This window comes from Labrys monachus (assembly GCF_030814655.1).
GTDB classification, from domain to species: domain Bacteria; phylum Pseudomonadota; class Alphaproteobacteria; order Rhizobiales; family Labraceae; genus Labrys; species Labrys monacha.
On sequence record NZ_JAUSVK010000001.1, the window covers coordinates 3212650 to 3226933 of the forward strand.

Here is a 14284-nt window from a genome sequence, read left to right on the forward strand (position 1 = left end):
GCTGATGGCGAAATTCTCGCGAAGCCTCACCGCCCTGGCGGTGCTGCTGGTTGCCGGCGGTGCGGCCTATCTGACGCGGGACAAATGGCAGAGCTACGCGCCGCAATGGCTGAATGCCTATCTGCCGCCCGCCGACGGCGCTCCTGCCGCCGGCGGTGCGCCAGGCCAGCAGGGCAATGCCCAGGGCGGCAGCGGCGGCGCACGTCAGCGCGGCGGCCGGCGGGGCAGTTTCGATGCGGGACCGATCCCGGTGCTGACCGCCGATGCGAAGACGGCGGACGTGCCCGTCACCATGGATGGGGTCGGGACGGTCAAGGCCCTCAACACCGTGACGATCACGCCGCAGGTCGGCGGCCAGCTCATCGATCTGCCCTTCCGGGAAGGCCAGGACGTCAAGAAGGGCGACGTGATCGCCCGTATCGACGATTCGACCTATCGTGCCACGCTCGACCAGGCGATCGCGAAGCGGGCGCAGGACCAGGCCCTGCTCGACAACGCGAAACTCGACCTCCAGCGCTATATCGGCCTCGTCGCCAATAATTCGGTGACCAAGCAGACCGCGGACACCCAGCGCGCCACCGTCGCCCAGAACGAGGCGCAGGTGAAGTCGGACGATGCCGCGATCGCCAGCGCGAAGGCGACCCTCGCCTATACCACCATCACCGCCCCGATCGACGGGCGCACCGGCATCCGCAATGTCGATGTCGGCAATGTCGTGCAGGCTTCCAGCACCACCGGCATCGTCACCATCACGCAGGTCCAGCCGATCGCCGTCGTGTTCAACCTGCCGCAGCAGGCCCTGCAGCAGATCTCGAAAGCGGCGGGCGCCGGGCAGTTGCCGGTCTCCGCGCTCGGCGGCAACGGCCACAAGGTCATCGACACGGGCCAGCTCGACGTGATCGACAATCAGGTCGATTCCACCACCGGCACGATTCGCCTGAAGGCGATCTTTCCCAACGAGGCCGAAAAGCTGTGGCCGGGTGCCTTCGTCAATGCGCGCCTGCTGCTGCGCACGCTCAAGGATGTGATCGTGATACCCACGGCCGCCGTTCAGCGGGGGCCGAACGGCACGTTCGTCTATGTGATGTCGGATGAGGGCAAGGCGCAGATGCGCCCCGTCACCATCCAGCAGCAGGACGACCAGCAGGCGGTCGTCGCCACCGGCCTCAAGGTCGGCGAGCATGTCATCACCACGGGCTTTGCCCGTCTCTCCGACGGCGCCAGCGTGCAGATCGCCGCACCGGGAGCGGCCGTCCCCGGCGGTGCGGGGGCCGGCGTCGATGCCGGCGTCGGCGGCACGACCTCCGACACCGCTCCGCAGACGGCGCCCGCCGCCAATCCGCCGGCGAATGGGGCCGACCGGAAAGGCGGCCACAAGGGCCATCGCCGCAACGATGCGGACGCCCCGTCGGACGGCGCCGCGCCGGCCAACCCGCCGCCGGCACCATGAACGGCATTTCCGCCCCCTTCATCCTGCGGCCGATCGCCACCGCGCTCCTCGGCGTGGCCGTGCTGCTCGGCGGCCTGATCGGCTATTTCTCGCTGCCTGTGGCGCCTCTGCCGCAGGTGGACTTTCCCACCATCCAGATCACCACGCAGCTTCCCGGCGCCGAGCCGGAGACGATGGCGTCGCTGGTGACGGCGCCCTTGGAGCGCAATCTCGGCCAGATCCCCTCCATCGCCACCATGGTCTCGTCGTCGGCGTTCGGCATCAGCCAGATCACCCTGCAGTTCAACCTCGGCCGGGACATCGACGGCGCCGCGCAGGACGTGCAGGCGGCGATCAACGCTTCGGCGGCGACGCTGCCCTCGGGGCTGCCCTACCCGCCCACTTATGCCAAGGTGAATCCGGCCGACACGCCCATCGTGACGCTGGCGCTGCGTTCGAAGACCCAGACCATCCGCAACCTCAGCGACATGGCCGACACGCTGCTCGCCCAGCGCTTCGCCGAAGTAAGCGGCGTCGGCCATGTCGACGTGCAGGGCGGCGTGCGGCCGGCCCTGCGCGTGCAGGCGAACCTCGCCCGCGTGGCGGCCTACGGCCTGGGCCTGGAGGATATCCGCACCGCCATCACCTCCTCCACCGTCGCGGGCGCCAAGGGATCTCTCGACGGCGCGGCGCAGTCCTACACCATCTCCGCCAACGACCAGATCAGCGAGGCGGATGCCTTCGCCAATGTCGTCGTCGCCTATAAGAACGGCGCCCCCGTCCGGCTGAAGGACCTCGCCAGCGTCGTCGAGGGCCTGGAGAACTCCCGCGTCGGCGCCTATTACAACGGCCAGCCGGCGGTGGTCATCGACATCATGCGCCAGCCCGGCGCCAACGTGATCTCGACCGTGCGCAGCGTGCTCGCCGCCCTGCCGGAACTGCGCCGCAGCCTGCCCGCCGACGTCACGCTCGAGGTCGTCAACGACCGGACCCAGACCATCCAGGCCTCGATCGACGACGTCGAGATGACGCTGGCACTGAGCGTCGGCCTCGTCATCCTCGTCGTGTTCGTCTTCCTGCGCACCGTGCGGGCGACCATCATCGCAGCGGTGGCGCTGCCCCTGTCGCTGATCGCCGCTTTCGGCGTGATGTGGTTCTGCGGCTTCAGCCTCGACAACCTCTCGCTGATGGCGCTCACGATCGGCGCCGGCTTCGTCGTCGACGATGCCATCGTGATGATCGAGAATATCGTCCGCCATATCGAGGAAGGCCAGAATCCGTTCGAGGCGGCCTTGAAGGGCGCCCAGGAAATCGGCTTCACCATCGTCTCGCTGACCGTGTCGCTGGTCGCGGTGTTCATCCCTCTCCTGTTCATGACCGGCATCGTCGGCCGCATGTTCCGCGAATTCGCGCTGACGCTCACCATCGCCGTCGTGGTCTCGGCCGTGATCTCGCTGACGCTCACCCCGATGATGTGCGCGCGCCTCCTCACCGCGAATCATGGCGAGCGCAAGGGCCTGCTCGACTGGGTCGACACCGGTTTCGATCGCGTGATCCACGGCTACCGGACCAGCCTCGTATGGGTGCTGCGGCACGGCTTCCTGATGATGCTGCTGACGCTGGGCACGCTCGCCACCACGATCTGGCTCTACATCGCCATACCCAAGGGCTTCCTGCCGCAGCAGGACACCGGCCTGATCACGGCGGTGACGCAGACCGAGCCGACGACCTCCTTCGACGCCATGAAGAGGGCGCAGGCCCGCGTCGCCGACATCGCCCGCAAGGACCCCGATGTCGCCTCCGTGGTCTCCACCGTCGGCGTCTCCCCCACCAACCTGACCTCCAACACCGGCTCGCTGACGCTGGTGCTGCGCCCGCGCAACCAGCGCGCCGCCGCCGCCACCGACATCATCGCGCGGCTGCAGGCCCGGACCGCGGACCTGCCCGGCGTGAGCGTGACCTATCAGAGCGTGCAGGACATCCGCATCACCGCCCGGGCGGGACGCGCGCCCTATCAATACACGCTCACCGGCACCGACGCCGCCGAGGTCGACCATTGGGCCGACACGCTCGCCGAGGAATTGCAGCATACCCGCCTGATGCGCGACGTCGCCTCGGAGGTTCAGAACGGCGGCGCCCGCCTGTTCGTGCAGGTCGATCGCGACACCGCCTCGCGGCTCGGCGTTTCCATGCAGGACATCTCGAACACGCTCAACGACGCCTTCGGCCAGCGCCAGATCGCCACCATCTACGCACAGGCGAACCAGTACCGCGTCATCCTGGAGGCCAGGCCCGAAGACCAGATCGGCCCCAGCGTGCTCAACCGGGTCTATGTCTCCAGTTCGACCAATGCCTCGGGGGTCGCGACGACGAGCAACCCGCAGGCCGGCACGGTCGGCGCGAGCGGGGCCACCAACAATCCCGTGCTCGACACCGGGGCCACCGACAACCAGGTGCCGCTCAGCGCCTTCACCACCGTCAGCTACCAGACCGCGCCGCTGGTGGTGGAGCACGACGACCAGTTTCCCTCGGCCACGGTCAGCTTCGACGTCGCCCCGGGCGCGTCGCTCAGCGACGCGGTGACGGCGATCGACCGGGCCCAGCGCGCCATCGGCATGCCCTCCTCGATCACCACCCGCTTCACCGGCGACGCGGCCGAATTCTCCAGCTCGCTCGCCAACCAGCCCTGGCTGATCCTGGCGGCGGTGGTGACGATCTACATCGTGCTCGGCGTCCTCTACGAAAGCGCGATCCATCCCATCACCATCCTCTCCACGCTGCCCTCGGCAGGCGTCGGCGCCTTGCTGGCGCTGGAATTCACCGGCCAGGAACTCTCGCTGATCGCGCTCATCGGCATCGTGCTGCTGATGGGCATCGTGAAGAAGAACGCCATCATGATGATCGACTTCGCCATCGAGGCGCAGCGCGAGCACGGCATGGACCCGCACGAGGCGATCGTCACCGCCAGCGCGCTCCGCTTCCGCCCGATCATGATGACGACGCTCGCCGCCCTGTTCGGCGCGCTGCCGCTGGCGCTCGGCCACGGCATGGGCTCGGAGCTGCGCATCCCGCTCGGCATCACCATCATCGGCGGGCTGCTGCTCAGCCAGTTGCTGACGCTCTACACGACGCCGGTGATCTATCTCGGCTTCGAGCGCCTGCGTGAACGCCTCACGCGCCATCGGCCGCAGGCGGCCCCCCAGGGATGACGATCTCCGAGCCCTTCATCCGCCGGCCCATCGGCACCATCCTGCTGTCGATGGGGCTCCTGCTGATCGGCCTCGTCGCCTATCGCCTGCTGCCGGTCGCCAGCCTGCCGGCGATCGACCTGCCGACCATCCGCGTCACGGCCAGCCGGCCGGGAGCGGATCCCTCGACGATGGCGGTCAGCGTCGCGGCTCCGCTGGAGCGTCAGCTCGGCTCGATCGCGGGCGTGACGGAGCTCACCTCGACCTCCTCGCTCGGCACCACCAACATCACCATCCAGTTCGACCTCTCGCGCAACGTCGACAGCGCCGCCCAGGACGTGCAGGCGGCGATCAACGCCTCGGCCGCGGACCTGCCTTCCGACCTCGCCTCGACGCCGAGCCTGCGCAAGTTCAACCCCAACGCCATACCGATCCTCATCCTGGCGATGACCTCCGATACCGTCAGCGCCAGCGACCTGTTCGACGCCGCCGACACGGTGATCGTGCAGCGCATCTCGCAGGTGGACGGCGTCGGCGAAGTCACGGTCAGCGGCGCCGACCAGCCGGCGATCCGCGTCACTCTCGATCCCGTCCGCATCGCCGCGATGGGCCTGTCCATGGACGCGGTGCGCCAGTCGATCATCGCCGCCAATGCGATCGGCCCGCTCGGCTCCTTCAACGGCCCCGACACCTTCCTGATGCTCGATACGGGCGGCCAGATGACGAGGCCGGAGGACTATGCGAGAATCGTCATCAAGGCCGGCAACGGAACGGCCGTACGCCTCGGCGACATCGCCAGGGTGGAAGAAGGCGTGCGCAATTCCAATTCGAGCGCCAGCTACAACGGCAAGCCCGCCGTGCTGCTCACCATCACCAAGGACGTCAACGGCAATGTGATCGACACGGTCGACGCCATCAAGGCCCTGCTGCCGACCTTCAAGGGCCGCATTCCGCAGGGCATCGACATCGCCGTCCTCACCGACCGCACCAATACGATCCGGGCCAGCGTCGACGACATGCAGTGGACGCTGATGGCTTCGATCATCCTCGTCATCCTCGTGGTGTTCGTCTTCCTGCGCCGCTCGACGCCCGTGCTCGCCGCCGGCGTCACGGTGCCCCTCTCCCTCGCCGCCACCTTCGGCGCGATGTGGATCGCGGGCTTCTCCATCGACAACCTCTCGCTGATGGCGCTGGTGGTCTCGGTCGGCTTCGTGGTCGACGATGCCATCGTGATGGTGGAGAACGTCTACGCCAAGCGCGAGGCCGGCATGGCGCCGATGCAGGCGGCGATCGAGGGGGCGCGGCAGATCGGCTTCACCGTCATCTCGATCAGCCTGTCGCTGCTCGCCGTGTTCATGCCGCTCTTCTTCATCGGCGGCATCCCCGGCATGTTCCTGTTCGAATTCTCGATGACGATGTCGTTCGCGGTCATCGCCTCGACCGTCATAGCCCTGACGCTGACGCCGATGATCCTCGCCCATCGCGGCCATGCCGAGAAGCGCGACCGCCAGACCCTCTTCGACCGCATGGTGGAGGGTGCGCTCAGCGCGGTCGTGCGCCTCTACGGCCGTTCGCTGCGCGGCGTGCTCCATCATCGCCTCCTCACGCTGATCGTGATGGCGGGCACCATCTGGCTGACCGTCCATCTGATCTACTCCCTGCCTAAGGCGCTGGTGCCGCAGGATGACGGCGGTTTCATCCAGGGCTTCAGCCAGGCCTCGAGCGACGCCTCCTACGACGCCGTCGTCGCCTGGCAGGCGCAGGCCGCCGCCGCGATCAAGCAGAACCCTTACGTCACCGGCGTCGGCTCCTCGATCGGCCAGAACAACTTCGGCGGCGCCAACAGCGGCCAGTTCAGCATTTCCCTGGTTCCTCCCGACCAGCGGCCTTCGACGGACGCGGTGATCGCCGACCTGCGCCGCCGCGTCCGCCCGATCGCCGGGCTCAACATCTTCATGTTCTCGCCGCAGGACGTGCGCGCCGGCGGACGTCAGTCGCAGTCGCAATACCAGTTCACGCTGTGGAGCCCCGACCTCGACACGCTGGTGGAGTGGGCGCCCAAGGTGATGGACCGGATGAAGGCCATACCCGGGCTCACCGACGTCAATTCGGACCGCCAGCGCAACGGCCTGCAGGCCAATCTCGTGATCGACCGCGACATCGCCGCCCGCCTCGGCGTCGCCATCACCGATATCGACAGCGCCCTCAACAACGCCTTCTCGCAACGCCAGATCTCCACGATCTATACGCAGCGCAACCAGTATCGCGTCGTGATGGTGACGCCGCCGGACCGCAGCCGCGATCCCGAGGACATGACGGATCTCTATGTTCCCGGCCGCTCCGGCCTGGTGCCGATGTCGTCCATCGCCCATGTCGAGCGCGGCCTCGCTCCCCTCACCGTCAACCATCAGGGGCAATATCCGGCGATCACGCTGTCCTACAACCTGACGCCGGGGACCAAGATCCAGGACGCGTCGGATGCGATCCTGAAAGCCGTCGACGACATGCATCTGCCGGCCTCGGTCCACGCGGAATTCGCCGGCGACGCGCGGCAGGCGGCGCAGATCGGCGGCAGCCTGCCGCTCATCATCCTGGCGGCGATCCTGGCGGTCTACATCGTTCTGGGCGTCCTCTACGAAAGCCTCGCCCATCCGCTGACGATCCTCTCCACCCTCCCCTCCGCCATCCTCGGCGGCCTGATCGCCCTCCAGCTCGCCAATATGGAGCTGACGCTCGTCGCCTTCATCGGCCTGATCCTGCTGATCGGCATCGTGAAGAAAAACGGCATCATGCTCGTCGACTTCGCGCTGGAGGCCGAACGCGACCATGGCCTCTCCTCGCGCGATGCGATCTTCGAAGCCTGCCTGAAGCGCTTCCGCCCGATCATGATGACGACGCTCGCCGCCATCCTCGGCGCCCTGCCGCTCATCCTGGCGACCGGCCCCGGCACCGAACTGCGCCGCCCGCTCGGGGTGACGATCGTCGGCGGCCTCATCGTCAGCCAGATCCTGACCCTGTATACGACGCCCGTGATCTATCTCATGCTCTCCGGCCTGCACCGGTTCCTGAGCGTGAAGCCGCATCGGGCGGGATCCGCCGGGACGCCGCCGGCGGCCGAGCCCTCCTGATCGGCCCTTTCGCCGCCGCCCCGCGTCGCTCCTCGTGCCGGGCGCCTGTCCGCGTCGAAGAAACCAAGGCTGGAAGAAACCAAGGCTGGCGGCTGGAAACGATTCGTGGCCGCCGAATCACGGCGGCTGCCGGCGAACGATACCTTCCGATTTCAAGAAATCATTCCCGGAAACCTGGCCCGTCGCTTGGGTTCAAGCCTGCGGCGTTCCGCATTTCACTCGATTGACCATCTGGTCGCATTAATTCCAGGTTAGAATCGCTCTGTTTACAAGGATCAACTTGCGTGAATAACCAACCTTACTATATAAGTAGCCCACAATAAATATCACAGAAAAAACAGGGATATTCATAATGGACAACGAGCACATCAGCATTGTGGCAGATATCGTTTCGGCTTACGTGTCCAACAACAGCGTAGCGCAAGCGGATTTGCCTAGCCTGATCGCGGAGGTTCACCGGGCGTTTACGCGGCTGGCTCAGGGCGGTTCGGTAGAAGAACCCGCTCCGGTGAAGTTGATGCCCGCCGTCCCGATCAAAAAGTCGGTCACGCCGGACTACATCATCAGCCTCGAGGACGGGAAGAAGTTCAAATCGCTGAAGCGCCATCTGGCGACCGCCTTCAACATGACCCCGGACGAGTACCGTGCCAAATGGGGCCTGCCTGCGGATTATCCGATGGTGGCGCCGAATTATGCGAAATCCCGGTCGGAACTGGCCAGGCAGATGGGCCTTGGCCAGGGACGCGGAAGGATGGCGCCCAAGAAGGTCGCCAGCGCGCGATAACGCCCTGAACGATGGCGCGCGGCGCGGGCCGGCCCTGCGCCGATCAGGCTCGCATGCGGCTTCGCCGGGGGCGGCCGGATATCTTTCGTGCGCTCCCGCGAGGGAGACAGGACGATCGCCCATCGGCGATCTCCGCCCGGCCCGCCTGAGGCGCCGACAGGAGACCTCGTCCCTTCGGACCCGCCCGTTGCCACGAGGCCGCCGGGCAGCGGCCCTTCGCGCCGTGACCGAGAGTCGCGATCAATTCACACAGCATTCACCTTCCGGGGCGCTACTTATGCGCGTAGGTCAACCCGGAGGCGGCAATGTCACGTACGATGCTTCTCAGTCTTGCGGCGATGATCGGATGCGCCGGCGCACCAGGCGCCTCGGCAGCACCGGCGGCGGCGGTTGCAGCGCTCGACGCGATGTCGGCGTCACCGATCCAGTACAGTCCCTGCCCGCCCGGGTATAAGATCACGAGCCATGGCGGCTGCAAGCTGAGTCATTATTTGCGTCATCATCCGGAGCAGAATCCCAACAACGATTACAGTCCGCCGCGGCCGAGATATCCCGACCGTTATGACGGGCCGCGCTACCGCGATTATGACGATGGCGACGGCGGGGACGGCGGTTACGACAACGGGGACTATGGCGGCGACTGAACGCCGTGCCGACATCCGTCGCGGCCCGCGGCCTCTTGCGCCGCCGGCATCGGACGTGACGAATTCCCCCAACCCCCATGCCGGCCGCGCCGACGTCATGGAAAGCGCGCCCGCGACGACAGCGAGCAGAGCCGATGCGGACCGGAAAGCGATCAGCGCACTCCGGCGGCCTTTCTGGGGCGGGGCACCTTTCGGGCGTGGCCGAGCCCCATCTGTTTGGCCAGGTCTGACCGGGCCTTGGCATAGTTCGGCGCCACCATCGGATAATCGTCCGCCAGGCCCCATTTCGCCCGGTACTCGTCGGGCGTCATGTTGAAGGACGTCGCCAGATGGCGCTTCAGCGACTTGAATTTCTTGCCGTCTTCAAGACTGATGATGTAGTCCGGCGTGACCGATTTTTTGATCGGAACCGCAGGTGTCAACTTCACGACCTCAGGCTCTTCGAGCACGCCGCCCTGAGACAGCTTTGTCAAACTCATATGCACTTGGGCTATGAGCTTGGGAAGATCGGCGTGCGACACGCTGTTGTTCGATACATAGGCGGAAACGACATCCGCCACAATGCTGATGATTTTGTCATCCATATGAATTTCCTCTGTCAAAGACCTCAGTATTACTCCTGATAACCATATATAAAACTGGAATGCTTGCACAAGTCTAAGTCCCGGCGAACAGCATATTTTTCACCGAAAACAAGTCTTCGCCGGACAGTGATACCTAAAACGATCCTCCGATCGGTCCAAATGGAATATGCCGGGCTGAAGAGAGAGCGGCGGCTCGCTCAGATCCTGCCGGGCAACGGCCCCGGATTCGCCGGGCCGACGGCGATCGCGGCCGCGCCGGGGGCTGCGGCGGCCTCATCCCCCTTCCGCCGATCGCTGCGCGGGGAGGCTTCAGCCACGATCCGCCCCTGCTCCATCACGACGATACGGTCGGCAACCCGGCGGGCGAAGCCGAGTTCATGCGTCACCACGATCATCGTCGTGCCCGTCCGCGCCAGGTCTTCCATCGCATCGAGGACTTCCTTGACGGTCTCCGGGTCGAGCGCGGAGGTGGGCTCGTCGAAGAGCAGCGCAATGGGGTCCATCGCAAGGGCGCGGGCGATCGCCACGCGTTGGCGCTGGCCGCCCGAAAGCTCGTGCGGGAAAGCGGCGGCTTTGTCCTGCAGGCCGAACCGCGCCAGCAAGTCGAGAGCCCTGGCCCGTGCCGCCTGCATTTTCGTGCCGCGAAGGCGGCGCAGGCCGACGGCCACGTTGTCGCAGGCCGTCATATGCGGAAACAGGTTGAAGCGCTGGAACACCATGCCGATGCGCTGACGCTGGCGGTCGATCTCCGCCGCCCGTCTCGGCACCGGCCGGCCGGACCGGCTTGAACGGAACGCGATGTCGCGGCCCTCGATCTCGACCCGCCCGCTGTCGGGCGGATCCAACCAGTTGAGGGCGCGCAGCAGCGTGCTCTTGCCCGAGCCGGACGGACCGACGATCACGACCACTTCTCCCCGCCGGACGACGAGATCGATCCCGTCCAGCACCGGCATCCCGCCCATGCGCTTCGACAGCCCGCGCGCGGCGATGACGGCATCGCGTGCCGGGCCGCCCGGTTCCTCGCGCGGGAGAAGCCGCCCGGCGGCGAGCTGCGAATGCTCGGTGCCGCGCCGCGCTGTCGGCGCGGCCCGCCCGCCGGCGTCCGCCCGTGCCAGACGCCGCTCCATCATGTGCTGGATCGTGGTCCAGGCCGAGATCAGCACCAGATACCAGGCGGCGGCCGCGCAATAGACTTCGAGGGGCCGCGACAGCGACTGCGCGAGCTGCTGCGAAGTTCGCAGCAATTCCGCGAAGGCGATCACCGACAGGAGCGACGTCGCCTTGATCATGTAGCTGAAATTATTGCCGACCGCCGGCAATGCGGCCCGGAGCGCCTGCGGCACCACGATCAACACGAAGCCCTGCCAGCGATGCAGGCCGAGGGCGGCGGCGGCCTCGCGCTGCTCTCCCGGCACCGACATCAGCCCGGCGCGCACGATCTCGCCCATCCGCGCGCCTTCGTTGAGGCCCATGGCGAGCAATCCCGTCGCCACGATGTCGAGGTGGACATCGAGCTGGGGCAGCACGGCATAGAAGAACAAGATCTGCGCCAGCAACGGCGTTCCGCGGAAGAGCCAGGAATAGGTCCAGGCGACGGCGCGCGGCAGGCGATGCCCGGCCAGCAGCATCGCACCTGCGCCGAGCCCGATCGCTATGCCGATCGCCTGCGATGCCGCCGCCACCCATAGCGTCACCCAGGCAGCACGGACGAGCAGCGGCGAGAGGACCAGCGCCAGGAACAGGTGCGGGTCGAAGGCGCCCACCGTTCACGCCCGGCCGCTGGGCTGCCGGGCGATCCAGACCTTGCCGGGCCGGCCGGATTTGGCGGGGTCGAGGATGGCCTGCCAGCCTGCCCGCCGGGCTCCGGCGACCGGCAGGTCGAGCACGTTCACCAGGCCGGGAGCCGCATCGACCACATTCTGCACCGCGCTGACGATGACGTTGGCCGCGCCGAAGAGGGACGCCAGCGCGGGCTTGATCGTCATGTGGATCGGCAGGGACCCGTCGATGACGATCTCATCCGCCTCGACCAGCCCGAATCGCTCCGGCTGGTAATACATCTGCAGGCGTGTCGAGATGATCTCGCGGCTGCCGGCAAAGCCGCGGCAATATTGGGTGATGCCGATGACGCGGCCGGGCTCGATCATGCCGAGCGCCTCGGAGCCGGACTCCACCGGGAAATCGGCGGCCTCCGTATCCCAATGTTCCTCGATGCGGTCCAAGGGCATGTCGAGCCGCTCGGCCAGCATGGCCACGGATTCGGGTGCTCCCATGTGGCCGACGATCCGGCCTGCCGCGATCCCGGCTTCGAACTCGGCCAAGGTCAGGCCATAGCCGACATGCTCGATATCGCCCGGTCCGGTACCGGTCACGTCGATGGTGCGGGTGATCCTTATCGAGCGCACGGCGCCCGTGGCGCGCGACAGCAGCAGCGGCAGGCTGTCATAGACGAAGCCCGGATTGATGCCGCAGCCCGTGATGGTGACGCCGCCGGCCTTCGCCGCCGCATCCAGGCGTTGCGATATCTGGGGAAAGCGCAGCAGCGGATGCCACATGGCTTCCGAGGCCGAAACGACGTTGATGCCGCGACGCAGCGGCGCCATGAGCTGCTCCTCGATGACGTCCAGGCCCGATTCCGTCATGTGCAGGAGAAGATCGGGGATCTCGGGCAGCGCTGCCAGGCATTCGTCGAGTGTCCGCGCCACCGCGACGTCCGCGCCGTTGTCGAGCCCCGCATAGAGATCGCCGAGGCGGCGGCCGACCTTCTCGGGCGCGTGATCGACGGCGCCGACGACGCGCAGCCGGGGATGGTCGAGCATCAGGCAGCGGATCACGAGGGAGCCCATCGCCCCCAATCCGAACAGCACGATGGTGGTGGCACGGGAGGATGGTTCAGGCTGGATGATCACAGGCAATCTCGCGTCGGTTCAGGCGGGGTCGGGGATGATCGAGAGGCTTTGGGGCCGGCGCACCGCACCGAAAGCGGCGGCACCCTCGAGGCGCTGCTGGATCAGGGTCCAGCTCGTGTAGAGCAGCAGGTAATAACAGGCGGCGACGGAATAGAGTTCGATCGGCCGGAACGTATCGTTGATGGCGAGTGTCGTGACGCGCAGCAATTCCTCGAACGAGATCACCGAAAGCAGCGACGTGGAGCGCATCATGCTGGCGAATTCATTGCCGAAGGGGGGCAGGATGACGCGGACCGCCTGCGGGAGGATGATCCACCGCAGGGTGCCCAGCCGGCTGAAGCCGATGGAGCGGGCGGCTGCCGTCTGCCCCGCGTCGATCGACTGGACCCCCGCCCGGATGATTTCGGCGATATAGGAGGCCGAATAGCAGCCGAGCCCGATCAGACCCGCCTCGAGAACGCCGAGCCGGATGCCGAGCTGCGGCAGGCCGAAATAGAGCAGCACGAGCTGGATCAGCGGAGGGGTCCCGCGCCAGAGCCAGATATAGGCGGCCGCGAGCCAGCGCAGGACCGCAAGATGCGACAGGCTGAACAGGGCCAGCACGAGGCCGATCGCCACGCCGATCGCCTGGGCCACGGCGGCGATCGCCAGCGTGACGAGCGCCGCCCGCGCGAAAGTCGGGTCGAGCAGATAGGTGAAGAAGATGTGCCAGGACCAGGCCATCGCCCCGGGCCGTTACGGTGCGGCCGCGAGTGAAAAGTCGCTCACTTCCGCCAGCCCCCATTTGCGGATGATCGCCTGGTAGGAACCGTCCGCCTTCATGGCGTCCAGCGCCGCCTTGATGGCGACGGCAAGGGGCAGATCATCCTTGAGGGTGGCGATCGCGAGCCTGTTGGCCTTGTTGTTCTCGAAGGCCATGCGATACTTGCCGGGATGGGCCGTCATATAGAAGTGAGCCTGCGGATCATTCAGATAGGCGGCGTCCGCCTGCCCGCTCTCCAGGGCCTGGATCGCATCCGAATTGGTGTCGAACGCCCGGATATCGATCGAGGCGAGGCCCTTGGCCGCCATGCGGTCGCTCTGCGCCTTCAGGTTCTTGTTGGTCGTCCCGGCCGCCGCCACCGCGACGGTCCTGCCGGCGAGCTTGTCGAAGCAGGCGCTGTAGGAGCCGTCATCGCCCAGCTTGAACGGACAGGCAATGCCGAGGGGGGTGCCGGCCGGCACCATCAGCCCCTCGCCCCATTGCACATAGGGGATCATGTTCATGACCTCGAGCCGCTGCGGCGTGATGAAGATAGCGGTGCACAGCGCATCATAGCGCTTGCCCTGCAGGCCCGGGACCAGGCCGGGGAAAGACAGGTTCGTCCAGTCGATATCGAGCTTCATCTTGGCGGCGACGCCGCCGCACATGTCGACATCGAGGCCGTCCTTGCTTCCGTCCGGCTTGAGAAACTGATTGGGCGCGGCCGCGAAATCGGCGGCGAACTGGATCTTGCCCGGCGTGATCAGCGCATCGGCCGGCAATTTTCCGTCCTGCGCGCAGGCGAGGACAGCGCTCGAACACACAAGAAGAGCCGCGATCACGCCGCGCATCGAACTCGACATTAAGGGCATCCTC

10 protein-coding genes are annotated in these 14284 nt (G+C 66.7%); 5 read left to right on the forward strand and 5 right to left on the reverse strand.

Annotation, left to right across the window (positions count from 1 at the left end; all coding sequences use genetic code 11):
* Positions 1-4: 4 nt before the first annotated feature.
* From J3R73_RS14570 to J3R73_RS14590, 5 genes are all read left to right on the forward strand, one after another.
* Positions 5-1450 carry an efflux RND transporter periplasmic adaptor subunit gene (locus J3R73_RS14570; RefSeq protein WP_307428003.1) on the forward strand — a complete coding sequence of 482 codons (1446 nt, stop codon included), beginning with the start codon at positions 5-7 and terminating at the stop codon, positions 1448-1450.
* Complete coding sequence (locus tag J3R73_RS14575; RefSeq protein WP_307428006.1) at positions 1447-4638, forward strand: efflux RND transporter permease subunit; 3192 nt, start codon at positions 1447-1449, stop codon at positions 4636-4638. Before J3R73_RS14570 ends, J3R73_RS14575 begins: the two co-directional genes overlap by 4 nt.
* Positions 4635-7745: an efflux RND transporter permease subunit gene (locus J3R73_RS14580; protein ID WP_307428010.1), complete on the forward strand. Its 3111-nt coding sequence runs from the start codon at positions 4635-4637 to the stop codon at positions 7743-7745. The genes J3R73_RS14575 and J3R73_RS14580 overlap by 4 nt, the downstream gene beginning before the upstream one ends.
* A gap of 352 nt (positions 7746-8097) precedes the next feature.
* Positions 8098-8529 (forward strand): Ros/MucR family transcriptional regulator, encoded by a 432-nt coding sequence (locus J3R73_RS14585; RefSeq protein ID WP_307428013.1) that lies wholly within the window; start codon positions 8098-8100, stop codon positions 8527-8529.
* A 305-nt stretch (positions 8530-8834) separates the two neighbouring features.
* Positions 8835-9173 carry a hypothetical protein gene (locus tag J3R73_RS14590; protein WP_307428016.1) on the forward strand — a complete coding sequence of 113 codons (339 nt, stop codon included), beginning with the start codon at positions 8835-8837 and terminating at the stop codon, positions 9171-9173.
* 152 nt (positions 9174-9325) lie between these two features.
* Here the strand turns inward: J3R73_RS14590 and J3R73_RS14595 are convergent, their stop codons facing one another.
* The 5 genes from J3R73_RS14595 to J3R73_RS14615 all read right to left on the reverse strand — a co-directional run bounded on the left by J3R73_RS14595 (position 9326) and on the right by J3R73_RS14615 (position 14271).
* On the reverse strand, positions 9326-9757 hold the full coding sequence (locus J3R73_RS14595; RefSeq protein ID WP_307428019.1) for a Ros/MucR family transcriptional regulator: 432 nt from the start codon (positions 9755-9757) through the stop codon (positions 9326-9328).
* Positions 9758-9954: 197 nt separating this feature from the next.
* Positions 9955-11520, reverse strand: a complete 1566-nt coding sequence (locus tag J3R73_RS14600) for an amino acid ABC transporter permease/ATP-binding protein (protein ID WP_307428022.1) — start codon at positions 11518-11520, stop codon at positions 9955-9957.
* 3 nt (positions 11521-11523) lie between these two features.
* Positions 11524-12666, reverse strand: coding sequence for an NAD(P)H-dependent amine dehydrogenase family protein (locus J3R73_RS14605; protein ID WP_307428024.1), 1143 nt, complete (start codon positions 12664-12666; stop codon positions 11524-11526).
* An 18-nt stretch (positions 12667-12684) separates the two neighbouring features.
* On the reverse strand, positions 12685-13389 hold the full coding sequence (locus tag J3R73_RS14610) for an amino acid ABC transporter permease (protein ID WP_307428027.1): 705 nt from the start codon (positions 13387-13389) through the stop codon (positions 12685-12687).
* Between the two features lie 12 nt (positions 13390-13401).
* A complete protein-coding gene (locus J3R73_RS14615) occupies positions 13402-14271 on the reverse strand; it encodes an ABC transporter substrate-binding protein (RefSeq protein WP_307428030.1) in 870 nt (289 codons plus the stop codon).
* Positions 14272-14284 lie beyond the last annotated feature (13 nt).